This is a genomic window from Leclercia sp. 29361 (assembly GCF_011290365.1).
Lineage (GTDB): Bacteria > Pseudomonadota > Gammaproteobacteria > Enterobacterales > Enterobacteriaceae > Enterobacter > Enterobacter tamurae.
In genome coordinates, this window is sequence record NZ_CP049786.1 from 1,574,488 (window position 1) to 1,598,465 (window position 23,978).

Below are 23,978 nucleotides of genomic sequence, written 5' to 3' on the forward strand. Positions count from 1 at the left end.
CAAAGCCATGAAGAAAATTCCCTGGGCGTGTCTGGTATTGACCGCCGCCTCGCTCTATTCCAGTTCATTGCTGGCGGCCAATTTTAGCGCCAGCTTTAAAAATACCGATATTCGCGAATTTATCGATACGGTAAGCCGCAACCTGAATAAGACGATTCTGGTCGATCCGTCCGTACAGGGCACCGTTTCTGTCCGAACCTATAACGTGCTGACCGAAGACGAATACTATCAGTTCTTCCTCAGCGTGCTGGATGTCTACGGCCTGTCGGTGATCCCGATGGATAACGGCATGGTCAAAGTGGTGCGCTCCAGCGTGGCGCGTACTGCCGGGGTGCCGGTGGCCGACAGCAAAAATCCGGGCAAGGGCGATGAGATCATCACTCGCGTGGTGCGCATGGAGAACGTGCCGGTGCGCGAGCTGGCTCCGCTGCTGCGTCAGCTCAACGATGCCTCGGGTATCGGCAACGTGGTCCATTTTGAACCCTCCAACGTGCTGTTGCTGACCGGGCGCGCCTCGGTGGTCAACCGGCTGGTGGATCTGGTGGAGCGCGTCGATCGCTCCGGGGTGCAGCGCCGGGAGATCGTCCCGCTGCGCTACGCCTCAGCCAAAGAACTCTCTGAGATGCTGAACAACCTCAACAACGAAGAGCAGAAAGGGCAGAACGCGCCGCAGCTGGCGACCAAAGTGGTGGCCGACGACGAAACCAACAGCCTGATCATCAGCGGCCCGGAAGAATCCCGGGCCCGTACCCGGACACTGGTGGGCCAGCTGGATCGCGAGCAGAACAACGAAGGCAACACCCGCGTCTTCTACCTGAAATACGCCAACGCCAGCAAAGTGGTGCCTGTCCTGACCGGCATTGGCGAGCAGCTGAAAGACAAGGCGGGTACGGCGAAAAGCAAAACCGCGTCTGCCAGCAGCGATCTGAACATCACCGCAGACGAAGCCACCAACTCACTGGTGATCACCGCCCAGCCGAATGTGATGAATTCGCTGGAAAAGGTGATCGACAAGCTGGATATCCGCCGCCCACAGGTGCTGGTGGAAGCGATCATTGCTGAAGTGCAGGACGGGAGCGGTCTTGACCTCGGCGTGCAATGGAGCAGCAAACACGGCGGGGTGCAGTTTGGCTCGACCGGCATGCCCATCAGCCAGATTAAGAATGGCACCCAGAAAGTGGCCAGCTTTACCGGTCTGGCGACCGGCTTCTTTAACGGCGACTTTGGCGCCCTGATGACCGCCCTCTCCACCGACGGTAAAAACGACATTCTCTCGACCCCGAGCGTCGTTACCCTCGATAACAAAGAGGCCTCCTTTAACGTCGGTCAGGATGTGCCGGTGCTGGCCGGGTCGCAGACTACCAGCGGCGATAACGTCTTTAACTCGGTGGAGCGTAAAACCGTCGGGACCAAGCTGAAAATTGTGCCGCAGATTAACGACGGCGACATTATTCACCTCAAGATTGAGCAGGAAGTCTCCAGCGTTGACGCCAGCGCCACCGAAGATGCGAGCCTCGGCCCGACCTTCAACACCCGCACCATCAACAACGAAGTGATGGTCCACAGCGGGCAGACCGTGGTGCTTGGCGGATTGATGGAGAACAACACTAAGCAGAACGTCTCGAAGGTGCCACTGTTGGGCGACCTGCCGCTGGTAGGGCAGCTGTTCCGCTACACCTCCCAGGACACCTCGAAACGTAACCTGATGGTCTTTATCCATACCACCGTCCTGCGTGATGACGATACCTACAGCGCCTCGTCGAAAGAGAAATATGACCAGATCCGCGCCCGTCAGCAGCAGCGTCTGGAGGAGAAAAAGCTCGGCATCATTGCCCCTGAAGGCAGCGCCGTGCTGCCCGCTTACCCGACTGCGGCCAGCGCCACGCCGGCCAGTCGCAACCCGTTTAAAGAGTAAGGACGAGGCGCAACATGGACGGACTGAGTCAAGAGTTATGCACCAGCAACTACGCCAAAACCCACGGGGTCCTCTTTTATCAGGATCGGGTCTGGGTGCGGGATGACGCCCCGGCGTTTGCCCTGCTGGAGATGCGCCGGGTGCTGGGACGATCCTTCACCCCGACGATCCTGACGGCCGAGGCCTTTGACGAGATGCTGGCCAAGATCTGGCAGCAGAACAGCGGCGTCTCCCAGCAGCTGGTGGACGATATGGACGCCGACATCGACCTGATGGCGTTAACCGAGGAGATCCCCGACAACGAGGATCTGCTGGATAACGACGAAAACTCGCCGGTGATCCGCCTGATCAACGCCATTCTCGGTGAAGCGGTAAAAGAAGGGGCCTCGGATATTCATATCGAAACCTTCGAGCGCACCCTGAGCATCCGTTTTCGCGTCGACGGCGTGCTGCGCCCGGTGCTGCAACCGGCGCGCAAGCTCGCGCCGCTGCTGGTGTCGCGCATCAAGGTGATGTCAAAACTCGACATCGCCGAGAAACGCCTCCCGCAGGATGGGCGTATCTCCCTGCGCATTGGCCGCAAGGCCATCGACGTGCGTGTCTCCACCATTCCGTCGCAGTATGGCGAGCGGGTGGTGATGCGTCTGCTGGATAAAAGCAATCTCAAGCCGGATATCAACAAGCTCGGCCTGATTGATGAGGAGCTGGAAAAACTAAAAGGGCTGATTGACCGCCCCCACGGCATTATCCTCGTCACCGGCCCGACCGGCTCCGGGAAAAGTACCACCCTGTACGCCATTCTGTCGGCGCTGAACGGCCATGAACGCAACATTCTAACCGTCGAAGATCCGATTGAATATGAGCTGGAAGGGGTGGGGCAGACCCAGGTTAACCCCCGCGTGGACATGACCTTTGCCCGCGGCCTGCGCGCCATTCTGCGCCAGGACCCGGATGTGGTAATGATCGGTGAGATCCGTGACGGCGAAACCGCGCAAATCGCGGTCCAGGCGTCACTCACCGGTCACCTGGTGATGTCCACGCTGCACACCAACAGCGCCGCCGGGGCCATTACCCGTCTGCGCGATATGGGACTGGAGTCCTTTTTAATCGGATCATCGTTGCTCGGTGTCATTGCCCAGCGTCTGGTGCGACGGCTGTGTACCCACTGCCGGACCACCAGTCCGCTGGACGACAATGAACAGGTGCTGTTCAGCTTTATGGCGACCCCGCCGAAGGCGATCTATCGCGCGGTGGGCTGTGAACACTGCCGCCAGAGCGGCTATCAGGGACGAGCGGGCATCCACGAATTCCTGGTGGTGGACAGCACCATGCGTCGCGCCATCCATGAAGACAAAGACGAAATGTCCATCGAAACCCAGCTCTTCAGACAGGCCTACAGCCTGCGCGAGAACGGCCTGCTGAAAGTCATCAGCGGCATTACCTCGCTGGAAGAGGTGATGCGCGTCACCGCCGAGCGGGGAGGGGATGAGTAATGGCCTTCTACGCATGGACGGCGACCGACGCGGCGGGCAAAACCCGGCGCGGATCGCTGCAGGCCGAGGGGCAAAAGCAGGTGCGCCAGATGCTGCGGGAGCAAAAGCTGATGCCGGTCAGCATCACCGAAACCCGCGAGAAGGCGGCTGCCGGTAAAGCGGCAACCGGGGCGAAGCTCTCGACGCCAGTGCTGTCGATGTTTACCCGTCAGCTGTCGACCCTGGTCAACGCCGCGCTGCCGCTGGAGAGCGCCCTGAAGGCGATCTCGAAACAGACGGAAGACAAAAAGCTGGCGGCGATGGTGGTGGAGATCCGCGAAAAGGTGGTGGAAGGGCATACGCTGTTCGACGCTTTTAGCCAGTTTCCGCGTACCTTCGACAAGCTCTACTGCACCCTGGTGATGGCCGGGGAGAAAACCGGTCACCTCGGCGACGTGCTGGAAAAACTGGCGGAGTACAACGAGCAACGCCAGAAGATGAAAAGCAAGCTCACCCAGGCGATGGTCTACCCGATCACCCTGACGGTGGTGGCGATTGCGGTGATCAGTATTTTGCTGGTGGCGGTGGTCCCGCAGGTGATCGAGCAGTTCACCCACATGAAGCAGCAGCTGCCGATCACCACCCGCACCCTGATTGCGGTGAGCGATTTTCTGCAGGCTTACGGCATTTATATCGCCGGCAGCCTCGCCGGGGGCGTTATCGGATTTAAAACCTGGCTGCGAAACAGCAAAAACCGTTTTCTGTGGCACAGCTGGCTGGTGAACCGATCGCCGATTAAAAAGCTGGTCTGCGCCATCAACAGCGCCCGCTATATCCGCACCCTGAGTATTTTGCAGGCCAGTAGCGTGCCGCTGCTGGAGGGGATGTATATCGCCATGGACGGGATCGAAAATCTCTATGCCCGGCAGGTGCTGGAGCAGGCGGCCGATACCGTGCGCCAGGGTGCCTCTTTATATAACGCCCTGGATCAGGCGAAATTATTCCCGCCCACCATGCTGTATATGATCGCCTCCGGTGAAGAGAGCGGTGAATTAGGCAATTTGATGGACCGCGCGGCGGAAAACCAGGAATCAGCATTGCAACATCGCATCACCTTAACGCTGTCGGTATTTGAACCGGCGCTGGTGGTGTCGATGGCAACCATTGTTCTGTTTATTGTGCTGTCAATATTACAGCCGCTTCTGCAACTTAATAATATGGTAGGTTAATCATGGCGATGAAACGTAAAAACCTGACCCGTCAGGCGGGCTTCACTTTGCTCGAATTAATGGTGGTGATTGTTATTCTCGGGGTACTGGCCAGCATGGTGGTGCCGAATTTAATGGGCAATAAAGAGAAAGCCGATAGCCAGAAAGCTACCAGCGATATTGTCGCGCTCGAAGGCTCGCTGGATATGTATAAGCTCGATAACCACCGCTACCCGACCACCGAGCAGGGCCTGCAGGCGCTGGTCACCAAACCGGAAATCGCACCTATTCCGAACGGCTATCGCGCCGACGGCTATATCCGCCGCCTGCCACAGGACCCGTGGGGCAACGACTATCTGCTGGTTAGCCCGGGTGAACATGGCGCGATCGATGTCTTCTCTGCCGGCCCGGATGGCGAAGCCAATACCGCCGACGATATTACTAACTGGTCGCTCGCGAAAAAATAATGAGTAAGCAACGCGGCTTTACCCTGCTGGAAATTATTCTCGCGCTGGTGATATTTGCCAGCTGCGCGATGATGGTGGTCTCGACGATTCCATCCCGCAGCGGCGCGGATATATTTGGCCAGCAGTTAAAAGCCCTTGTGGAATATGGATCCGATCGCGCGGTGATGGACGGCAATATTATTGGCCTGACGATCGCTACCGATCGTTATCAGCTGGTGACCTTCGAAGAGAAAAACGGCAAACGGGGCTGGGTGCCTTTAACCGCCGGGCGAATTACGACCCGCGGCGATTTCCCGGAGGCGATGCACGTTTCGCTGTCCCCCCAGCGGCTGGCGGCGACCCTGGATGCCGAACCGCAGATCCTTTTTTTGCCGGATGGCGAAATCAGCCGTTTCACCCTGTCCCTGCAAAGTGACGATAAACAGCACCGCTTCCGCGTGATCTCCCAGGGTGCAGCCCCGGTAACGGTAGAAAACGATGGCTAAGGCGAAACAACAGGGCATGACGCTGCTGGAGGTGATGGTCGCGCTGGTGATCTTCTCCACCGCCGCGCTGGCGCTGATGAACTCGGTATCCCTCAACGTGCGCTTTACCTACGAGCTGGCGGATACCCTACAGGCCAGCTGGGTAGCGGAAAACCAGCTCGCGGAAGCGCAGCTGATGCAGAGCGACTTCCCCGATAGCGAGGAAGAGGGCACGGAAACCCAGGGCGGGCGCAGCTGGACCTGGCGCAAGCAGCGGGTGAAATCCGCCGACCACGGGCGGGTGGATGAGATCCGCGTCTGGGCCGAAGGCGACGACAGCCAGCCGGTCATCACCCTGGATATCATCCCGCCGGGAGAGGAAAAGTGAAACAGACACGGCGTCAGCAAGGGTTCACCCTGCTGGAGATCATGATTGCGCTGACCATCTTCGCGGTGATCAGCACCCTGGCCTGGCAGATTCTGGATGGCGCGATGCGCACCAGCTCCGCCACCGATGCCAGCGCAGCGAAGCTCAACCAGCTCCAGCGTGCCTGGAACCTGCTGGAGCGGGATTTTTTTCAGCTCCAGGGGCGCGCACCGCGTAATGGGACCGGCGTATTTCGCCTGAAAAATAATGCTCTGGAGATGACGACCCTCAACGGCGTCAGCGGCCAGGTGCAGCTGGAGCGCGTGCGCTGGCGGCTGGAGGGTGGCCGCCTGTGGCGTGACGTCTGGCCGACCTTTGACGGCCCGGCCAACAGCAAACCGGACGAAGTGCCGATCGTTAACGAGGTGAAAGCCGTGCAGTGGCGCTTCTGGCTGGGGGGTTGGCAAAACGCGTGGCGCGACAGCGACACCCAGCCGGACGGCGTGGAGCTGACGTTAACCATGGAGAGTGGCGACCGCTGGCGCTGGGTCTTTACCACCCCGGGCGAGCTGCCGGCAGAAGCGGCAAAACCGGCGGAACCGACGGCGGATAAACCGACGGATACTCCGGCAGAGACACCGCCAGATGCGCCGGCCCCTCCAGAGACCCCGCCCGCCCCGGAGGCACAGCCATGAGCCGGGTGCGTAAACAGCAGGGGGTTGCCCTGCTGGTGGTGCTGATCCTGCTGGTGATGATGTCGGCCCTGGCGGCCAAAATCAGCCAGCAGTTCTGCCGCAATTTGCAGAAAACCCACTACCAGGTGAGCCAGCAGCAGCTGCGCTGGGCGATGCAGCGTCAGGAGGGGGTGATTAAAGAGCGGCTGCTGGCCGCCATCAGCGGCGAGAAAAGCGTCCTGACCCTGAAAGGCGAGTGGCATGAGCCGCTGGAAACCCAGGGCGAGTACTACACGGTGGTAAGCCAGGTGGAGGACGCCCAGGAGTGCTTTAACGTCAATAACCTGCTGGCGGTGCCAGCCAGCGCCGGGAAGGACGAGACCCCCGCGCCTGCGGTAACGGAAAAGCCGCGTCAGCAGCAGATCGTTGAGCAGTTGCTCACCGACAGCGGGGTCAGCACCCTCACGGCAGAAGAGATTTACCTCCAGCTGGTGGATTATCTCGATGAGGACACCACCACCGCCAGAGCGGGGCAGGAGGATGACGCCTGGGCCGGGCTCCAGCCCGCGCGCCTGCCGGCCAACCGGATGATGCTCAGCCTGAACGAACTTAAACAGCTGCCCGCCTTTCCGGCGGCGGCGTGGCCGAAGGTGAGCAGGCTGTTCTGCGCCCTGCCGACCACCGCCAGCCGGGTGGACGTCAATACCCTGACGCCGCAGCAGGCGGGCCTGCTGGCGGCGCTGTTCCCCGGCAAGCTGACCGAAGAAGAGGCGAAGCGGGTGATTGATTCTCGCCCGGACGAGGGCTGGGAGAGCATCAAGGAGTTCAGCGAGCAGCTGGAGCGTAACGCCCCGCAGCTGAAGGACGACCTGAAGCAGGCCGCCGATCTGCTCGACGTCAACAGCCGCTTTTTCCGCGTCAACTACACCGGCAATACCGACGAGTTAACCCTGCGCGTGGTCAGCCAGCTGCGGGCAGAGCGCGAGGCGGGCCAGGTCAGAACCTGGCAGCGCCGTTACCGAATGATTGAATAACAAAAGTCTGAGTCTATGAAACAGGTAATTTTTGTGCGTCCCGATAGTCGCGAGGACGCAAAAGTATGGTGGTGTGAATCGGGCAGTCAGCAGGTGATGGCGTTGAACGGACATACGGCCCTCAGCGAGCTGGCCTCACACCCGCTGGCGTCCCGCGTCTGCCTGCTGTTACCGGCGAGTGAGATGATCTTCCGTCACTTCACGCTGGCGAAAAAGACGCTGTCGCCGCAGAACACCCCTTTCTCGTGGATGGCGGAGGAGACGCTGATCGGCGATGTCGACACCCTCCACTGGACGGTGCTGGGCAAAGCCGGACGCGAGGTGGATGCGGTGGCGATTGACGCTCCGCGTCTGCATCAGTGGCTGGCGCGCTTCGAGGACGCCGGGCTGAAGGTGGTGCAGGTCCTGCCGGACGCCTGGCTGCTGCCGGGCGAGGCGGAGAGCAGCACCCTGGTGCCGCTGGAGGAGCAGGTCTGGCTGCGCTTCGCCGGGGGCGGTGCCTGCCAGGTAGACGCCGCCCTGCTGCCGCTGCTGCTGGCGAAAACCGCCGGGGAGATCCGCTGCTACGGCGACGCCCCGGACGGGGTAGCCTGCAGCGAAACCCTGCCGGGGCAGCATCCGCTGGCGCTGATCCAGGCCCGCTGGAAAACCTGCCGGGTGAACCTCCTTCATGGGGAGTTCGATCCGCGGGTGGCCGACAGCGGTGCGGCGAAAAAGCTGCGGATCGCCACGGCGCTGATGGCGCTGCTGTGCGTCGGGTTGTTGACCGGGCCGCGTGCCGCCACGGCGTGGATGCTGGTGCAGAAGGAGAACCAGCTCCAGCAGGAGATCGTGCAGCTCTATCAGCACCATTTTCCCAGCGTGCGCCAGCAGAGCAACATCAAATACCATTTTGGTCAGAATCTGAAGAAACAGAAAAAAGGTATTTTCCAGCAGCTGGATGCGCTGGAGCAAATTAAACGGCGGGTGCCGGGCATGGAAATAGACAGTATCGAATATGACAACGCGCAAAATAACCTGACGCTCAGCGTCAAAGCACAAAACCCCCAGCAGTTGCAGGAATTTGTGCAGCAGGCGAGCGCCAGTTTTGCCTTTTCGTTACTGCCTGGTTCCACGACACCACCTTATACCGCGATGGTGACAGGGAAATATAAATGAAAACAAAAATAGCGCAGTTAAAAAATCGCTATCAGCAGTACAGCGTGCGCGAGCGCAACCTGATTAAGGTGGGCGCAGCGGCGCTCTGCTGTGCTGCGGTGTACTACGGCGGCATGGTGCCGCTGGACACGATGATCGGGCGCAGCCAGTCGACGCTGAACCGACAGCAGGAGACGCTGCGCTGGATGCGCGATGAAATTACCAAAAATCATCTCCAGGTTCAGCAGTTGAAAACCAGCAATCCGCGCAGCGCGGTGGAAAACAGCGCCCATGAGATCAACCTGACCCTCAGCGACGTGCGTCAGGACGGACAGTCCCTGACCTTCGCCATTAATCGGGTGAACGTCTACGTGCTGAAAAACTGGCTACGGGAGATGAATCTCGCCACCGGCGTGCAGCTGGAGAAGATGAACCTGACCCCGGTGGATCACCTCAGCGACGTGAAGGCGGATATCCAGCTGAGCTGGAAGAAAAGCGCATGATCAGCCCGGCGTTGTGTGCCGCCAGCGGCGTGCTGGGGGCGATCTTCGGCAGCTTTCTTGGGGTGGTGGTGGAACGCCTCCCGGGGTGGATGCGGGAAGAGGAGGGGGCCGGGAACCTGCTGTATCCGCCTTCGCACTGCCCGGCGTGCCAGCACCGGCTGCGCTGGTGGGAGAACATCCCGCTGGTCAGCTGGCTGATGCTGCGCGGGCGTTGCCGCTGCTGCCGCTCAGCAATCCCCCTGCGGGTGCTGATGGTGGAGCTGCTCAGCGCGCTCTTTTTTGCCCTCTGCGCCTGGCTGACACCCGATCTCCCGGTGCTGCTGGCTCTGTGGCTGTTGTGGTGCGGCCTGCTGCCGATGGCAATGATCGACCTGCGGGAGCGGCTGCTGCCGGACTGCCTGACCCAGCCGCTGCTGTGGGCCGGGCTGCTGCTGAATCTGCATACCCACCTGCTGCCGCTCACCGATGCCTTGTATGGCGCAGTGGCAGGCTATCTGGCGCTGTGGCTGGTCTACCAGGGGCACCGGCTGGTGACCGGGCGGGAAGGGCTCGGCTACGGCGACTTTAAGCTGCTGGCGGCGCTGGGGGCCTGGTGCGGCTGGCAGGCGTTACCCTCGATCCTGCTGCTGGCGGCGCTGGGCGGTATTCTCGGCTGGGCGATCTGTTTCCGGCATCAGGACAATGACAACGTTATTCCCTTCGGCCCTTTTCTGGCGTTTGCCGGGCTGACCATCTTTATTCTGCAGCACGCCATCTTCACTTTTTAATTCATCGGTCAAGTTTTTCCTGAGTTTTTTTCGTGAAAGCGAAGGCGCGAAAAATAATGCGCGGAGCGATATCGTAACTCCGGGTTAAATAACCCTTTTACCATGCCGAATGGATCGCATGGTCTATTTAAGTTCACGTATATCAACAGGAATGAATAATGAAAATCATGCAGCCTAAATATCTGGCTTTATTTGTCGCTGCGGCGGTCAGCCCGGTATTTGCCGCAGTGCCGGGTAAACCGTCGCTGAGTAGCGGGAATGACAAATTTGCCATTGTTGAGGTGGACCAGTCAGCGCAGGCCTATAACTCGCTGATTAAGGTCAAGGACGGCGCTGACGTGACCGTAGAGTGGAACGTTTACAGCGGCGATGTCCCGACATCGGCCAAAGTGCTGCTGGACGGCCAGGAAGTCTGGAGCGGGGCGGGTAGCGCCTCCGGAAAAGCCACCTTCAAGGTGAAAAAAGGCGGTCGTTATCAGGAGCAGGTTCAGCTGTGTAACGACAGCGGCTGCAGCACCAGCGACAGCAAGCTGATCATCGTTGCTGATACCGACGGTAGCCACCTGCTGCCGCTGAACACCACCATGAAGGAAAACAACAAATCCTTCGCCCAGCACTCCGATAAAGTGGTGGCGGCGTACTATCCGGAATGGGGTGTCTACGATCGTAAGTTCAATATCGATCAAATTGCTGCTGACAACGTGAACCACATTATTTATGGCTTCATTCCGATCTGCGGCGACAACATCAACGCCAGCGCCGGTAACGCGCTGGAAGCCCTGAAGAAAGCCTGCCAGGGCCGTCCGGATTACACCCTGGCGATCCACGATCCCTGGGCCGCGCTGCAGATGCCACAGGCTGGCGTCTCGAACTGGGATGACCCTTACAAAGGCACCTACGGTCAGATGATGGCGCTGAAAAAAGCGCATCCGGGCCTGAAAATTCTGCCTTCTATCGGCGGCTGGACCCTCTCCGATCCGTTCTTCCAGATGCACGACAGCGCCATCCGCGCTCGCTTTGTCTCCTCGGTGAAAGAGTTCCTCCAGACCTGGAAATTCTATGACGGCGTGGACATCGACTGGGAGTTCCCGGGCGGCGGCGGTGAGAACCCATCCCTCGGCAACCCGCAGGTGGATAAAGAGACCTACACCCTGCTGATGCGCGATCTGCGCGCGATGCTCAATGAGCTCTCCGCCCAGACCGGCCGCACCTATGAGCTGACCTCCGCCATTGGCGCGGGCCCGGCGAAAATTGCCAACGTTGACTACAACGCGGCGCAGAAGTACATGGACTACATCTTCCTGATGAGCTACGACTTCTATGGCTCCTGGAGCATGACCGACCTCGGCCACCAGACCGCGCTGCACGCCCCAACCTGGAAACCGGATAGCGTAACCACCGAAGGCAGCGTTAACGCGATGCTGGCCCAGGGCGTTCAGCCGGGCAAAATCGTGGTCGGCGCGGCGATGTACGGCCGCGGCTGGACTGGCGTTCACGGCTACACCGGCGACAATCCGTTCACCGGCACCGCCACTGGCGCGATCCCGGGCTCCTGGGAGGCTGGCATCGTCGACTACCGTGATATCGTCAACAAATACAAAGGCAAAGCGGGCTGGGAATACAAATACGACGCTAACGCTGAAGCGCCATATCTGTTCAACAAGAGCACCGGCACCCTGATCACCTATGACGATGCCCGTTCCGTCGAGGCGAAAGGTAAGTTTGTGCTGAACAAAAACCTGGGCGGCCTGTTTGCCTGGTCCCTGGAATCCGATAACGGCGACATCCTGAATGCGATGAACGAAAGCCTGCTGAGCGGCTCTTCTTCTGACGTACCGGTGGTGACCAACCATGCGCCAGTGGCTTCCGCCAGCGATCAGACAGTCACCGGCCCGGCGAACGTGACCCTGGACGGCTCTGCCTCCAGCGATCAGGACGGCGATACCCTGACCTACAAGTGGACGCAGATCGCCGGTCCTTCTGTCACCCTGACCAACAGCACCCGCGCCCAGGCCAGCTTCAGCGTGGCGGCCGTAGCGAATGACCAGACTCTGGCCTTCCGCCTGACCGTGACCGACAGCAAAGGGCTCAGCAGCACCGCTGACGTGCAGGTGGTGAACAAAGCGCCGAAAGCTAACCAGGCTCCGGTGATTAACACCATGGCACCGGTCTCGGTTGAAGCGGGTCAGCCTCTGTCCCTGCATGCCCAGGCTGCGGATCCGGATGGCGATGCCCTGACCTACGCCTGGAGCGTACCGGGTGATATGCACGCTACCGGCGCCGATACCGCCAACCTGAGCATTACCGCACCAGAGGTGAGCAGCGACACTGATTACACCCTGAGTGTGGTGGTGAGCGACGGCAAAACTGCGGTGCAGGGTAACGTGGTCGTGACCGTCACGCCAAAAGCACAGGAGCCCGTCGATGACGTCACGCCGCCAGCCGATGATGTTACCCCGCCAGCCGACGACGTCACTCCGCCTGCGGATGATGCGACCGACAACGGCAGCTGTGACAGCAGCCCGGTAGACGCTAACGCCAGCAAATACGCAGCGTGGAGCAGCAGCAAGGTTTACACCAGCGGCAACACCGTCAGCTTCGATAACCTGGTCTGGAAAGCGAAGTACTGGACTCAGGGCAACCAGCCGGGCTTCGGCGTGGATGCCTGGGAGCTGATGAGCAACGTGAAAATGGGCTGGATGCCGACCATGGTCTACAACGGCGGCGACACCACCACCTACGAAGGCAACGAGTACCGTGCCAAATGGTGGACCAAAGGTGACAAACCAGGCCAGAACGACGTCTGGGTGAAAGTGGGCGCGGCACCAGATTGTCAATAATCTTCCGCACCTGATATGACGGGGGCTTTGCCCCCGTCTTTTTGCGTCTGGCGGGTATGAAAATGAAACGCTTACTTCTTCTGCTGTTGCTGCTCAGTCACAGCGCGCTGGCAAACTGCTGGGACAGCGCCGGGCAGCGCTATCACGTCGATCCCTATCTGCTGTTTGCCATTGCCAATGTGGAGTCCGGGATGAATCCCTATGCGGTGGGCTGGAACCATGACGGCACCCGTGATGTCGGGCTGATGCAGATTAACAGCATCCACTTTGCCGAGCTGCAGCGCGCCGGGATCGACGAGTATCGCCTGATCACCGAGCCCTGCACCTCGATCATGGTCGGGGCCTCAATTCTGTCGGGGATGATCCGGGTGTATGGCTACAACTGGGAAGCGGTGGGAGCCTATAACGCCGGGTTAAAAAAAGAGAACTACCCGCAGCGGATGATCTACGCCCACAAGGTGTGGCACAAATACCAGCAGCTCAAATCCCGCAGCAGGCGTTAATCAACGGGGCAGCTTACCGTGATCCCGCAGCCAGGCGGCGGTGCGCTCAATGCCTTCATCCAGCGTTACCAGCGGCTTATAGCCCAGCTCACTCTCGGCGCGTTGCGTATCGAGGGTAAAGTCAAAGTTCAGTTTCGACACCCCGTAGTGGGTCAGGGCAGGCTCTTTGGCCGCCTTATTCCCCAGCCGCTCCATGCTGCGTGCAATGATGTCCAGCATCGGGTAGGGCACCGAGCGGATCCGGCACTCAATATTCAGTTCATCGATCAGCTTCTGCACAATGCTGCGCAGGGAGCGCGGTTCGCCGTTGGTGATGTTGTACGCCCGCCCGGAGGGCAGACCGTCGCACTCGCTCTGGCTGGCCAGCCACATGGCGTGAATGGCGTTATCGAAATAGGTCATATCCACCAGCGCATCGCCGCCACGCGGCAACAGCACGCTACCGTAGTGGTGCATCATCTGCGCCAGGCGCGGAATAAACACTTTATCGTGCGGACCAAACAGGCTCTGCGGGCGCAGGATGGTGAAGCGGGTATGCGGGTTGGACTGCGCCAGCAGATCGATCACCTGTTCGCTGGCGGCCTTGCTGCGGGCAAACTCGCAGGCGTAGCGCGCCGGACGAAAATCTTCCTGGATATCGCGATGGTGGTGGTAGTCGAAATAGAGCGACGGGGAGGAGAGATGGACAAAGTTGCGCACCCCCCAGGCCACGGCCCACTCGCCCAGACGGCGGGTAGCGCGCACGTTCGCCAGATCGAAGGCTTCCTGGGTTCCCCACGGCGAGGTAAAGCTGGAGCAGTGCCACAGCGTATCGATCCCGGCCAGCATCACTTTTGCCTGGGAAGAGACCAGTTCCGTCAGGTCGGCATGGACAAACTCTGCGCCCATTTTTTGCAGCAACTTACCCATCGCTTCATTGCGACCGGTGGCCCGAACGCTGATGCCTTTATTGCGCAAAAACTCCACCGCATTGCGGCCTAAGCCGCTGGTGGCGCCGGTAACCAGTACCTTCATATCGATCCACTGTTTTGAAAAGAATTTCGTGCGCATTCTTCCGTGAATTACGGCGCTATGCAATGGGAAACGTGAAAGATTCGGAGTTTTAATCAGACTTTTTCTGACTGTTGTTCTGCCAGAAGTGCAATACGCCGGGCCATGCCGCGGAAGATAAACAGGTGCGCCGGGATCATCAGCAGCCAGTAAAACAGGCCCGGCATGCCGTGCGGATGCCACCAGGCGCGCACGTCCAGCTCCCGGTGGTCGCCTTTATCTTTCAGGGTAAAGCATAACCGGCCGAGACCGGGGGCTTTCATGCCAAACAGCATCGCCAGCTGCTTCTCGGGCTCGACGATGATCACCTTCCAGCTGTCGACCGTATCGCCGGTTTGCAGGTATGGCGCCGCCGGACGGCCTTTCGCCAGCTTATGCCCGACCAGCAGGTCCATCATCCCCCGGGTTTGCCACAGGATGTTGCCAAAGAAGTAGCCCTCTTTGCCGCCGATCTGATTCACCACCTGCCATAAGGCGGCCAGGCTGGCGGGCGTTTTTACCGTACAACCAGCCTGTTTCGGAAAGTAGCCGTACTCCGGACGCCAGCGGGCGAAGGCCTGCGCGTCGTAGCCCCAGTCGCTGGAGTTGACCAGCTTCTCCTCCTCTTTCAGCGTATTGCGCACCGCGTCATCAAAGCGGATTAATTCCTGGGGGATAAGCGCCCGCAGGTCGCGGTCGTCGGCCAGCAGATCGTGCTTCAGCCCCTGAATTAAAGCTTTAGCGGTGGTCGGCGGCACGGAGGTGATAACGTTTAAAAACCACACCGAGATCCAGCGGGTCGGGAAGGGGATGGGGAGCAGCGGACGGCGGCGGCCGCTCACCGCCATAAAGTGTTCGAACTGCTGCTGATAGCTCAGCACCTCGGGCCCGGCGGCCTCCAGTACCCGGTGCGTTGTGGCCGGGTGATTAAGCAGCTCCACCAGATAGTGCAGCAGATTCTCCAGCGCAATCGGCGTGGTGCGGGATCGCACCCAGCGCGGGGGCGTCAGCACCGGCAGGTTATAGACCATGTCGCGCATCACCTCGAAGGCGGCAGAGCCCGCCCCGACGATGATCCCGGCCCGCAGCTCGGTGAGGGGGATCCCCGCGCTGCGCAGCACCTCGGCGGTCAGCTGCCGGGCGCGCAGGTGGTCGGACTGCTCATGCTCCGGTGCCTGCAATGAGCTGAGGAAGATGATCTGTTTAACCGGATGTTCCAGCAGCAGGTCGCGCACGTTCAGCGCCACCTGGCGTTCGTGGGCGATAAAATCCCCGCCTTCACCCATGCTGTGGACCAGATAGTAGAGGGTCTCTACCCCCTCAAGCAGCGGCCCCAGCTCCTGTGGCCAGTTGAGATCGACAGCATGGCAGGTCACGTTGGGCAGGCTCTGCTTTTGCAGACGCTCAACGTTGCGTGCCGCAGCCAGCACCTGATGCCCGCGTGCGCTCAGAGCGGTCACCAGATGTTGACCGATATACCCGCTGGCGCCCAGGACCAGAATACGTTGCGGCACGTTAGCTCCTTAGCGCTGCAAAAATGCCTGCCAGTGAGCAACCACCTCGGCAAGCTGCTCGCGGTTGACGTCGAGATGCATCACCAGACGCACCACCGGCGAGGTATTGATCAGCACCCCGCGCGCCTTCATAAACTCACCCAGCGCCGCGGCGTTGTCGTCCCCGACGCGGATAAACAGCATGTTGGTGTCGTGACGCATCACATCTGCACCGATCTCGCGCAGCTGCGTCGCCATCCACGCCGCATTGTCGTGATCGTCCTTCAGACGGGCGACGTTGTTTTTCAGGGCGTACAGACCCGCGGCAGCGAGGAATCCGGCCTGGCGCATGCCGCCGCCGGTCATTTTACGCCAGCGGTTGGCGCGTTTGATGTAGTCGGCGTTGCCCACCAGCAAGGAGCCCACCGGCGTGCCCAGCCCTTTGGAGAGGCAAATGGTGAACGAGTCGCAATATTGCGTAATCTCTTTCAGCTCGCAGCCATACTCCACCACGGCGTTAAAGATGCGTGCACCGTCGACGTGCAGCCCCAGCTTGCGCTCGCGGGTAAATTCCCATGCCGCTTTTAGGTACTCGCGTGGGAGCACTTTGCCGTTATGGGTGTTTTCGAGGCTGAGCAGTTTGGTGCGGGCGAAGTGAATATCGTCGGCTTTGATTTTGGCGGCGACTTTATCCAGCGGCAGGGAGCCGTCAGGCGCGGCATCGATCGGCTGCGGCTGAATGCTGCCGAGCACCGCTGCCCCCCCGGCTTCGTACAGGTAGTTATGCGCCCCCTGGCCGACGATATACTCCTCCCCGCGCTCGCAGTGGCTGAGCAGAGCCACAAGGTTGGCCTGGGTGCCGGTTGGCAGGAACAGGGCGGCCTCGTGGCCGCTCAGCTCGGCGGCATAGCGCTGGAGTTCGTTAACGGTCGGGTCGTCGCCGTAAACGTCGTCCCCGACCGGCGCGGCCAGCATCTCCTTGAGCATGGCCTGCGTCGGACGAGTAACGGTGTCGCTGCGTAAATCAATCATGGCATTTCCTTATTATTTTAAAGGCGATGCCGATTGTTTTACCTGAGCCAGTTGGTTTTGGCTAGCTCCAGAACTTCGTCACCACGGCCGCTGATGATGGCGCGCAGCATATACAGGCTAAAGCCCTTGGCCTGTTCGAGTTTGATCTGCGGTGGGATCGCCAGTTCATCTTTGGCGACCACCACATCCACCAGCACCGGACCGTCGGTGGCGAAGGCGCGCTGGAGGGCGTCATCCACTTCGGAGGCCTTCTCCACGCGGATGCCGGTGATGCCGCAGGCTTCAGCGATGGCGGCGAAGTTGGTGTCGTGCAGTTCGGTGCCGTCAGTCAGATAGCCTCCGGCCTTCATCTCCATCGCCACAAATCCCAGCACGCTGTTGTTGAAGACGATGATTTTGATCGGCAGCTTCATCTGCGCCACCGAGAGGAAATCGCCCATCAGCATGCTGAACCCGCCGTCGCCGCACATCGCCACCACCTGACGATCCGGCGCGGTGGCTTTAGCCCCCAGCGCCTGCGGCATGGCGTTGGCCATCGAGCCGTGGTTAAACGAGCCAATCAGACGGCGCGTGCCGTTCATCTTCAGGTAGCGCGCCGCCCAGACGGTCGGGGTGCCCACGTCGCAGGTGAAGATGGCATCTTCATCGGCATAGTGGCTGATCTGCTGCGCCAGATACTGTGGGTGCAGCGCCTTGTCGCTGGGTTTCGCCAGGTCGTCCAGTCCTTTACGCGCATCGCGGTAATCGCTCAGGGCCTTGTCGAGGAACTTGCGATCGGTTTTCTCCTCCAGCAGCGGCATCAGCGCGGTGAGCGTGGCCTTGATGTCGCCCACCAGGGCCATATCCACCTTGCTGTGCGCCCCGATGCTGGCCGGATTGATGTCGATCTGAATGATTTTGGCGTCGGTAGGGTAGAAGGCGCGATACGGGAAGCGGGTGCCGAGCAGCACCAGGGTGTCGGCGTTCATCATGGTGTGGAACCCGGACGAGAAGCCGATCAGCCCGGTCATTCCCACGTCGTAAGGGTTATCGTACTCCACGTGCTCTTTGCCGCGCAGGGCGTGGACAATCGGTGCCTTGAGCATACCGGCAAATTCCACCAGCTCGTCATGGGCCCCAGCGCAGCCGCTGCCGCACATCAGAGCGATATTGCTGGAGTAGCGCAGGAGCTGCGCCAGTTTTTTCAGTTCTGCCTGAGCGGGCGTGACCACCGGCAGGGGAGCGGGATACCAGTGGCTGCTGGCGCTTTCCGGGGCTGCCTGCAGGGCGACGTCGCCGGGCAGCACAATCACCGAGACGCCGCGGTTTAAAATAGCGTTGCGCAGGGCAAGAGCCAGCACCTGCGGGATCTGCTCCGGCGTGGAGACCAGCTCACAGTAGTGGCTGCATTCACGGAACAGCTCCTGAGGATGCGTCTCCTGAAAATAGCCGCTGCCGATTTCACTCGACGGAATATGCGCGGCGATAGCCAGCACCGGGACGTTGTTGCGATGGCAGTCAAACAGGCCGTTGATCAGATGCAGGTTGCCCGGTCCGCAGGATCCGGCGCACACCGCCAGCTCGCCGGTGAGCTGGGCCTCGGCCCCGGCGGCGAACGCGGCGACCTCCTCATGACGGGTCGGCATCCACTCAATGGTGCCCATCCGGTTCAGGCTGTCGCTCAGGCCGTTGAGGGAATCCCCGGTGACACCCCAGATCCGTTTTACTCCGGCCTGTTCCAGCATTTTCGCGATGTAGTTCGCCACGGTTTGTTTCATGGTAGTCCGTCTCCTGAATGTGTTAACGCTTTCAAGCTTAGATGAAACTGACCGGCATGCTGGCTTAATCCCCCTGATTAATAGTTGCTTTCAATGTGCAATATTTCGTCATATTCTGGTGTGACCTCAGGTGAAAACAGGAATAAATTCAAATGGTTAAATCATTGTTAATTGCTGTTAATAAAAAGCTAATGTGTGACGATGCGGGCAAGCTGTTACTGCGTCTGGCGGTAGGGGGATTGATGCTGTTTCACGGCCTGCATAAGGCCATCGACGGGGTAGGCGGCATTGCAGGTATGCTGGCGGCGAAGGGGCTGCCGGGTTTTATTGCTTACGGGGTGCTGATTGGCGAAGTGGTGGCGCCGATCCTGATTATCCTCGGTATTCTCACCCGTCCGTCGGCGCTGGTGCTGGCCTTTACCATGGTGGTGGCGTGGCTGATGGTGGGCACCGGTAAAACCTTCGCGCTGGATGCGGTGGGAGCCTGGGCGATTGAGAGCCTGGTTTACTTCTTCTTGGGTGCGCTGGCGGTGGCATTTTTAGGGGCAGGGCGGTACGGGGTGGTGAGCGATCCCGTCTGGAAGTAACGCCGGGCGGCACTGCGTTTGCCCGGCCTACGAGTTCCGTAGGCCCGGTAAGCGTAGCGCCACCGGGCGTTTCATCAGGCCAGCACCAAATCCCCCTGCGGATGACAGGAGCAGGCCAGCACATAGCCTTCCGCCACTTCGGCATCCGTCAGCGTCATGGTGCTGGAGACGGTATAGTTCCCGTCCACCACCTTCGTTTTACAGCAGCCGCACACGCCCGCACGACAGGCAGCCACTACCGGCACGTTATTGCTCTCCAGCGCTTCCAGCAGCGTGCTGCCCACGCGGCCAAAGAAGGTCTGCGCCGGCTGCAGTTTGGTGAACTTAAGCCCGCTGGTGGCGGCTTCCGCGACCGGGGTAAAGAACTGCTCTTTAAAGAAGCGGGTCACGCCGAGGGCTTTCACCTCTTCCTCAACGATGTCCATATACGGCGCCGGACCACAGGTCATCACGGTGCGTGAGGCGAGATCCGGCACCTGTTGCAGCAGCTCGCGGGTCAGGCGACCGGCCACGAAACCTTCGGTGGCGTTGGTTTCGGCCACCAGCGTGACCGGGTAGTTACGCCATTCGTCAGCGAAAATCACATCCTGCGGCGAACGCACGCTGAAGATCACCGCCACGTCGGCCTGCGGGCGGTTCTTCGCCAGCCAGCGACGCATCGACATCACCGGCGTCACGCCGCAACCGGCAGCCAGCAGCAGGAATTTATCTTCCGGCTTGTCGTCACAGGTAAAATCACCCTGCGCATCCGACAGCCAGATGTAATCCCCACGCTTCACGTCGTGCGTCAACCACTGCGAGCCTGCCCCCTCATCAATGCGGCGGATGGTCAGCGTAATGTACTCGCTGATACCCGGCGTGGAGGAGATCGTGTACGCCCGCAGCGTCTCCGCAGAGTTACGCACGCTGACCAGCGCGTACTGCCCGGCACGGTACGGATAATAGTCGTGACACAGCAGCGAAATCGTCCAGACATCCGGCGTTTCCTGATGGATGTGGTGAACCTGCATCCGCCATGGGCACTGATGGGTTGGCATTGTCATCGTTTACTCCTTACGCGCTCAGCAGTTGCTTCATGTCTTCTTCAACGGTGGTCACGGAACGCAGACCAAATTTCTCGTTGAGGACCGCCAGCAGGTCAGGGGTAAAGAAGCCAGGCGCGGTCGGACCGGTGACGATGTTTTTCACGCCCAGCGACAGCAGGGTCAGCAGGATCACAATCGCTTTCTGTTCGAACCAGGAGAGCACCAGCGACAGCGGCAGGTCGTTCACGCCACAGCCGAGTTTTTCCGCCAGGGTCACGGCCAGGATGATCGCCGAGTAGGCATCGTTACACTGACCGGCATCGATCAGACGCGGCAGGCCTTCGATATCCCCGAACTCCAGCTTGTTGAAACGGTACTTACCGCAGGCCAGGGTCAGGATCAGGCAGTCGTCCGGCACGCTGGTGGCGAAGTCGGTGAAGTAGTTACGCTCCCCGCGTGCGCCGTCGCAGCCGCCGACCAGGAAGATGTGACGCAGTTTCTCGCGGCTCACCAGGTCAATCAGGGAATCCGCCGCGCCCAGCAGGGTCTGACGGCCAAAACCAACGGTGATCAGGTGAGGAATTTCGCTGTACGGGAAGCCCGCCATCTGCTGTGCCTGGGCAATCACCGGACCAAAATCGTCACCTTCAAGGTGGCTCACGCCCGGCCAGCCGACAATGCTGCGGGTCCAGATACGGTCGTCGTAGGCGCCCACGGTTGGGTCGATGATGCAGTTAGAGGTCATCACGATTGGGCCAGGGAAGCGGGCGAATTCCACCTGCTGGTTCTGCCAGCCGCTGCCGTAGTTACCGATCAGGTGTTTGAATTTGCGCAGCTCCGGATAGCCGTGGGCAGGCAGCATCTCACCGTGGGTATAGACGTTCACGCCGGTGCCGTCGGTCTGCTCCAGCAGGTTGTAGAGATCTTTCAGGTCGTGACCGGAGATCAGGATGCACTTGCCTTCGGTCGCCTTGACGTTGACCTGGGTCGGGGTCGGGTGGCCATATTTGGTGGTTTCACCGGCATCCAGAATGCTCATCACTTTAAAGTTCATCTGGCCGATTTCCATTGAACACTCCAGCAGGGCGTTCATGTCGGAAGGCCAGGTCCCCAGCCACGCCATGATTTTGTGATACTGGGCGTAGATGTCGTTGTCGTACTGATCCAGAACGTGCGCGTGTTCCATATAGGCCGCGGCACCTTTCAGGCCGTACAGGCACAGCAGACGCAGGCCGAGGATGTTCTCGCCAATCGCCGCTTTGTCTTTATTCGGGGTAAATTCTGCTGCCTGGCGTTGCAGGTCGCCGAGATCGTCGCTGACCAGCTGCAGGTCCGCCATCGGGTTATCGACGCGGGCAGTGGCATCCACGTTCAGGGCCTGGGCTTTCAGGGCGTCACGCAGGGCGATGGCTTCGCGGGCGTAGCCCACAATGCGTGGCGAATCGAAGTTCACGTTGGTCAGGGTAGAGAAAAACGCGCGTGGGGCGAAGTTATCGACGTAGTGGTCGACAATGCCATATTCCCGGGCTTTTACCGCCCAGGCGGATAAACCCTGCAGGGACGCAATCAGCAGATCCTGCAGATCGGAAGTTTCGGCGGTTTTACCGCACATGCCCTGTGCGTAGGAGCAGCCGTTGCCGGCTGGAGTACGGATAGTTTGTTCACATTGCACACAAAACATAATCACACCTGTTAAAGTTATATTTTAGATACATGTTTAAGATTATGCCTGTGGTGATAGCCTGTGAAGGGCTTTCTTCTACAAACGAAAGGGTTATTGATTTAGCGCAATTTTGGCGGCAGCAGGCTACCGCCAAAGAAGTATCAGGCGGAGAAGAAGGCCATCATGATCGGTACCAGCAGGCTTAAAATAAAGCCGTGGACGATGGCGGCAGGAACCATCTCCAGCCCGCCAGAACGTTGTAACACTGGCAGGGTAAAGTCCATCGACGTGGCCCCGCACAGGCCCAGCGCCGTGGAGCGGCTGCGGCGCACCAGACCCGGGATCAGCATAATGGCGATCAGCTCCCGGCCAAGATCGTTAAAGAAGGCAGCGCTGCCAATTACCGGGCCAAAGGATTCGGTTAGCAGAATGCCGGACAGAGAATACCAGCCAAAACCGGAGGCCATTGCCAGGGCGGTATTGAGCGGCAGGTCGAGAATAAAGGCGTTAATGACCCCGCCCACCAGCGAACTGCCCACCACGATCACGGCGACCATCATACCCCGGCGGTTGAGGACGATCTGTTTTAAGGTCATGCCATTATTTCGCAGCTGAATACCAATCAGGAACAGCAGGAAGATCAGGGTATATTCGCTGGCCTCGGTGGCGTGCTGTAAAAAATCCATCCCGCTCAGCCCCAGTAAAAAGCCAATAACCACCACGCCGCATAATTTCAGTGACTCCAGGGCCATGGCGATACGCGACGGTAATTTCTCCTGATGGTGGTGGTTTTTCCACGGAATAACGCGTTCCAGCCAGAACAGGGCCGCAATATTGCACAGCAAAATAACCGTCATCGTAATGAGGGAGTAATGCAGGATCGAGAGCAGGTTGGCCGCCAGATTATCGAGGAAGGCGAGGCTGATGCCCATAAAAAACAGAATGACGTAGACAATCCAGCTCAGTAAACGGTTGATCAGTTTTAACGCTGACAGCTGACGAAGAGGAATGAGATAACCCACAATCAGCGGGATCAGAATGATTAAGAGTCCTGAAAACATGAACAACCGGTCCTTTATATGAGTGGCGCTGTGACACTACCCAATTCAGACGGTTCAGTAAAGGTGAAAACAGTGCCGGGCGGTGCCCGGCCTACGAATTGTGCAGGGTTTTGTAGGCCGGGTAAGGCGAAGCTGCCACCCGGCACCACAGCGCGCACACTATTAATTGCGTTTTTCCAGCAGAGTGCGATACAGCACGCCGCCAAGGATACCGCCAACAATCGGCATCACCCAGAACAGCCACAGCTGCTCAATGGCCCAGCCACCCTGGAAGATGGCAACTGCGGTGCTGCGCGCCGGGTTAACCGAGGTGTTGGTGACCGGAATGCTGATCAGGTGGATCAGGGTCAGCGCCAGGCCAATCGCAATCGGCGCAAAACCGGCCGGGGCGTGTTTGTCGGTGGCGCCGTGGATCACCAGCAGGAAACCGGCCGTCAGCACGATTTCAATCACGATGGCAGACAACATGGAGAAACCGCCCGGGGAGTGCTCGCCAAAACCGTTTGAAGCAAAACCGCTGGCTGCGGCATCAAAGCCGACTTTACTGCTGGCAATAACATACAGAATAGCGGCAGCAATAATCCCGCCAATGACCTGGGCAATAATATAGCCGAGAATATCTTTCGCCGGAAAACGACCGCCCGCCCACAGACCTAATGTTACCGCCGGGTTAAAGTGCCCGCCGGAAATATGTCCTACGGCATACGCCATGGTTAATACTGTTAATCCGAAGGCCAGAGAAACACCGACAAAACCAATCCCTAATTCCGGGAAACCTGCCGCCAGCACTGCGCTGCCGCAGCCACCAAATACCAACCAGAATGTACCAAAACATTCAGCTGCTAATTTTCTGAACATAACCACCTCAAAGAAAAAGAACGCAATCCTGCGTCATTGTTATTTATCGCCAATAGGGGCGATGAGTTTAAAGCGCCCCTATTCTAGAAATGAACATTTCCCCTCACCAGTTAAATAAATAC

The 23,978-nt window shown here is 59.5% G+C and carries 22 protein-coding genes; 14 read left to right on the top strand and 8 right to left on the bottom strand.

Going from position 1 to position 23,978, the window contains the following annotated elements:
• The first annotated feature begins 7 nt into the window (after positions 1–7).
• The 13 genes from gspD (at position 8) to iagB (ending at position 13,351) form a co-directional block, all read left to right on the top strand.
• A complete protein-coding gene (gene gspD, locus G7090_RS07445; protein ID WP_166181985.1) occupies positions 8–1,915 on the top strand; it encodes a type II secretion system secretin GspD in 1,908 nt (635 codons plus the stop codon).
• Between the two features lie 14 nt (positions 1,916–1,929).
• Positions 1,930–3,408 (top strand): type II secretion system ATPase GspE, encoded by a 1,479-nt coding sequence (gene gspE, locus G7090_RS07450; protein ID WP_166181986.1) that lies wholly within the window; start codon positions 1,930–1,932, stop codon positions 3,406–3,408.
• Positions 3,408–4,616, top strand: a complete 1,209-nt coding sequence (gspF, locus tag G7090_RS07455; RefSeq protein ID WP_166181987.1) for a type II secretion system inner membrane protein GspF — start codon at positions 3,408–3,410, stop codon at positions 4,614–4,616. Before gspE ends, gspF begins: the two co-directional genes overlap by 1 nt.
• A 2-nt stretch (positions 4,617–4,618) precedes the next feature.
• Positions 4,619–5,062, top strand: coding sequence for a type II secretion system major pseudopilin GspG (gene gspG / locus G7090_RS07460; protein WP_304608145.1), 444 nt, complete (start codon positions 4,619–4,621; stop codon positions 5,060–5,062).
• Entirely contained in the window at positions 5,062–5,547 is a 486-nt protein-coding gene (gene gspH, locus G7090_RS07465) for a type II secretion system minor pseudopilin GspH (protein WP_106992543.1), read from the top strand. Before gspG ends, gspH begins: the two co-directional genes overlap by 1 nt.
• Positions 5,540–5,914: a type II secretion system minor pseudopilin GspI gene (gene gspI, locus G7090_RS07470; protein ID WP_166181988.1), complete on the top strand. Its 375-nt coding sequence runs from the start codon at positions 5,540–5,542 to the stop codon at positions 5,912–5,914. Before gspH ends, gspI begins: the two co-directional genes overlap by 8 nt.
• Positions 5,911–6,588 (top strand): type II secretion system minor pseudopilin GspJ, encoded by a 678-nt coding sequence (gene gspJ, locus G7090_RS07475; protein ID WP_166181989.1) that lies wholly within the window; start codon positions 5,911–5,913, stop codon positions 6,586–6,588. The genes gspI and gspJ overlap by 4 nt, the downstream gene beginning before the upstream one ends.
• Positions 6,585–7,601, top strand: coding sequence for a type II secretion system minor pseudopilin GspK (gspK, locus tag G7090_RS07480; RefSeq protein WP_166181990.1), 1,017 nt, complete (start codon positions 6,585–6,587; stop codon positions 7,599–7,601). The genes gspJ and gspK overlap by 4 nt, the downstream gene beginning before the upstream one ends.
• Positions 7,602–7,616: 15 nt before the next feature.
• Positions 7,617–8,759, top strand: coding sequence for a type II secretion system protein GspL (gspL, locus tag G7090_RS07485; protein WP_166181991.1), 1,143 nt, complete (start codon positions 7,617–7,619; stop codon positions 8,757–8,759).
• A complete protein-coding gene (gene gspM / locus G7090_RS07490; RefSeq protein WP_106992548.1) occupies positions 8,756–9,241 on the top strand; it encodes a type II secretion system protein GspM in 486 nt (161 codons plus the stop codon). The genes gspL and gspM overlap by 4 nt, the downstream gene beginning before the upstream one ends.
• Positions 9,238–10,008: an A24 family peptidase gene (locus G7090_RS07495; protein ID WP_166181992.1), complete on the top strand. Its 771-nt coding sequence runs from the start codon at positions 9,238–9,240 to the stop codon at positions 10,006–10,008. Before gspM ends, G7090_RS07495 begins: the two co-directional genes overlap by 4 nt.
• Before the next feature lie 158 nt (positions 10,009–10,166).
• Positions 10,167–12,848: a glycosyl hydrolase family 18 protein gene (locus G7090_RS07500; RefSeq protein WP_166181993.1), complete on the top strand. Its 2,682-nt coding sequence runs from the start codon at positions 10,167–10,169 to the stop codon at positions 12,846–12,848.
• Positions 12,849–12,910: 62 nt separating this feature from the next.
• A complete protein-coding gene (gene iagB, locus G7090_RS07505) occupies positions 12,911–13,351 on the top strand; it encodes a type III secretion system invasion protein IagB (RefSeq protein WP_166181994.1) in 441 nt (146 codons plus the stop codon).
• On the opposite strand, the gene G7090_RS07510 is transcribed toward iagB, so the two are convergent.
• The 4 genes from G7090_RS07510 to poxB form a co-directional block, all read right to left on the bottom strand.
• Entirely contained in the window at positions 13,352–14,365 is a 1,014-nt protein-coding gene (locus G7090_RS07510) for an NAD(P)-dependent oxidoreductase (RefSeq protein WP_106992818.1), read from the bottom strand. It lies immediately after the preceding gene.
• A gap of 92 nt (positions 14,366–14,457) precedes the next feature.
• On the bottom strand, positions 14,458–15,894 hold the full coding sequence (locus G7090_RS07515) for an SDR family oxidoreductase (RefSeq protein ID WP_166181996.1): 1,437 nt from the start codon (positions 15,892–15,894) through the stop codon (positions 14,458–14,460).
• A 9-nt stretch (positions 15,895–15,903) separates the two neighbouring features.
• Positions 15,904–16,905: a low-specificity L-threonine aldolase gene (gene ltaE / locus G7090_RS07520; protein ID WP_166181997.1), complete on the bottom strand. Its 1,002-nt coding sequence runs from the start codon at positions 16,903–16,905 to the stop codon at positions 15,904–15,906.
• Between the two features lie 38 nt (positions 16,906–16,943).
• A complete protein-coding gene (poxB, locus tag G7090_RS07525; RefSeq protein ID WP_166181998.1) occupies positions 16,944–18,662 on the bottom strand; it encodes a ubiquinone-dependent pyruvate dehydrogenase in 1,719 nt (572 codons plus the stop codon).
• Between the two features lie 152 nt (positions 18,663–18,814).
• On the opposite strand from poxB, the gene G7090_RS07530 reads away from it, so the two are divergent.
• A complete protein-coding gene (locus tag G7090_RS07530; protein ID WP_166181999.1) occupies positions 18,815–19,249 on the top strand; it encodes a DoxX family protein in 435 nt (144 codons plus the stop codon).
• A 74-nt stretch (positions 19,250–19,323) separates the two neighbouring features.
• Here G7090_RS07530 and hcr read toward each other — a convergent pair whose 3' ends face one another.
• From hcr to aqpZ, 4 genes are all read right to left on the bottom strand, one after another.
• On the bottom strand, positions 19,324–20,292 hold the full coding sequence (hcr, locus tag G7090_RS07535; RefSeq protein WP_166182000.1) for an NADH oxidoreductase: 969 nt from the start codon (positions 20,290–20,292) through the stop codon (positions 19,324–19,326).
• 10 nt (positions 20,293–20,302) lie between these two features.
• Positions 20,303–21,955, bottom strand: a complete 1,653-nt coding sequence (gene hcp, locus G7090_RS07540; RefSeq protein ID WP_166182001.1) for a hydroxylamine reductase — start codon at positions 21,953–21,955, stop codon at positions 20,303–20,305.
• Positions 21,956–22,098: 143 nt separating this feature from the next.
• Positions 22,099–22,998, bottom strand: coding sequence for a lysine exporter LysO family protein (locus G7090_RS07545; protein ID WP_166182002.1), 900 nt, complete (start codon positions 22,996–22,998; stop codon positions 22,099–22,101).
• Between the two features lie 162 nt (positions 22,999–23,160).
• Positions 23,161–23,856, bottom strand: coding sequence for an aquaporin Z (aqpZ, locus tag G7090_RS07550; protein WP_166182003.1), 696 nt, complete (start codon positions 23,854–23,856; stop codon positions 23,161–23,163).
• Positions 23,857–23,978: the final 122 nt, after the last annotated feature.

Excerpts from the sequence above, each read along its gene's own strand:
- gspL (WP_166181991.1), top strand. The coding sequence starts at position 7,617 with ATGAAACAGGTAATTTTTGTGCGTCCCGATAGTCGCGAGGACGCAAAA.
- hcp (WP_166182001.1), bottom strand. The coding sequence starts at position 21,955 with ATGTTTTGTGTGCAATGTGAACAAACTATCCGTACTCCAGCCGGCAAC.
- G7090_RS07510 (WP_106992818.1), bottom strand. The coding sequence starts at position 14,365 with ATGAAGGTACTGGTTACCGGCGCCACCAGCGGCTTAGGCCGCAATGCG.
- gspK (WP_166181990.1), top strand. The coding sequence starts at position 6,585 with ATGAGCCGGGTGCGTAAACAGCAGGGGGTTGCCCTGCTGGTGGTGCTG.
- aqpZ (WP_166182003.1), bottom strand. The coding sequence starts at position 23,856 with ATGTTCAGAAAATTAGCAGCTGAATGTTTTGGTACATTCTGGTTGGTA.
- G7090_RS07545 (WP_166182002.1), bottom strand. The coding sequence starts at position 22,998 with ATGTTTTCAGGACTCTTAATCATTCTGATCCCGCTGATTGTGGGTTAT.
- gspE (WP_166181986.1), top strand. The coding sequence starts at position 1,930 with ATGGACGGACTGAGTCAAGAGTTATGCACCAGCAACTACGCCAAAACC.
- gspM (WP_106992548.1), top strand. The coding sequence starts at position 8,756 with ATGAAAACAAAAATAGCGCAGTTAAAAAATCGCTATCAGCAGTACAGC.
- G7090_RS07495 (WP_166181992.1), top strand. The coding sequence starts at position 9,238 with ATGATCAGCCCGGCGTTGTGTGCCGCCAGCGGCGTGCTGGGGGCGATC.
- hcr (WP_166182000.1), bottom strand. The coding sequence starts at position 20,292 with ATGACAATGCCAACCCATCAGTGCCCATGGCGGATGCAGGTTCACCAC.
- gspD (WP_166181985.1), top strand. The coding sequence starts at position 8 with ATGAAGAAAATTCCCTGGGCGTGTCTGGTATTGACCGCCGCCTCGCTC.
- G7090_RS07500 (WP_166181993.1), top strand. The coding sequence starts at position 10,167 with ATGAAAATCATGCAGCCTAAATATCTGGCTTTATTTGTCGCTGCGGCG.
- iagB (WP_166181994.1), top strand. The coding sequence starts at position 12,911 with ATGAAACGCTTACTTCTTCTGCTGTTGCTGCTCAGTCACAGCGCGCTG.
- poxB (WP_166181998.1), bottom strand. The coding sequence starts at position 18,662 with ATGAAACAAACCGTGGCGAACTACATCGCGAAAATGCTGGAACAGGCC.
- gspG (WP_304608145.1), top strand. The coding sequence starts at position 4,619 with ATGGCGATGAAACGTAAAAACCTGACCCGTCAGGCGGGCTTCACTTTG.
- G7090_RS07530 (WP_166181999.1), top strand. The coding sequence starts at position 18,815 with ATGGTTAAATCATTGTTAATTGCTGTTAATAAAAAGCTAATGTGTGAC.
- ltaE (WP_166181997.1), bottom strand. The coding sequence starts at position 16,905 with ATGATTGATTTACGCAGCGACACCGTTACTCGTCCGACGCAGGCCATG.
- gspH (WP_106992543.1), top strand. The coding sequence starts at position 5,062 with ATGAGTAAGCAACGCGGCTTTACCCTGCTGGAAATTATTCTCGCGCTG.
- gspF (WP_166181987.1), top strand. The coding sequence starts at position 3,408 with ATGGCCTTCTACGCATGGACGGCGACCGACGCGGCGGGCAAAACCCGG.
- gspI (WP_166181988.1), top strand. The coding sequence starts at position 5,540 with ATGGCTAAGGCGAAACAACAGGGCATGACGCTGCTGGAGGTGATGGTC.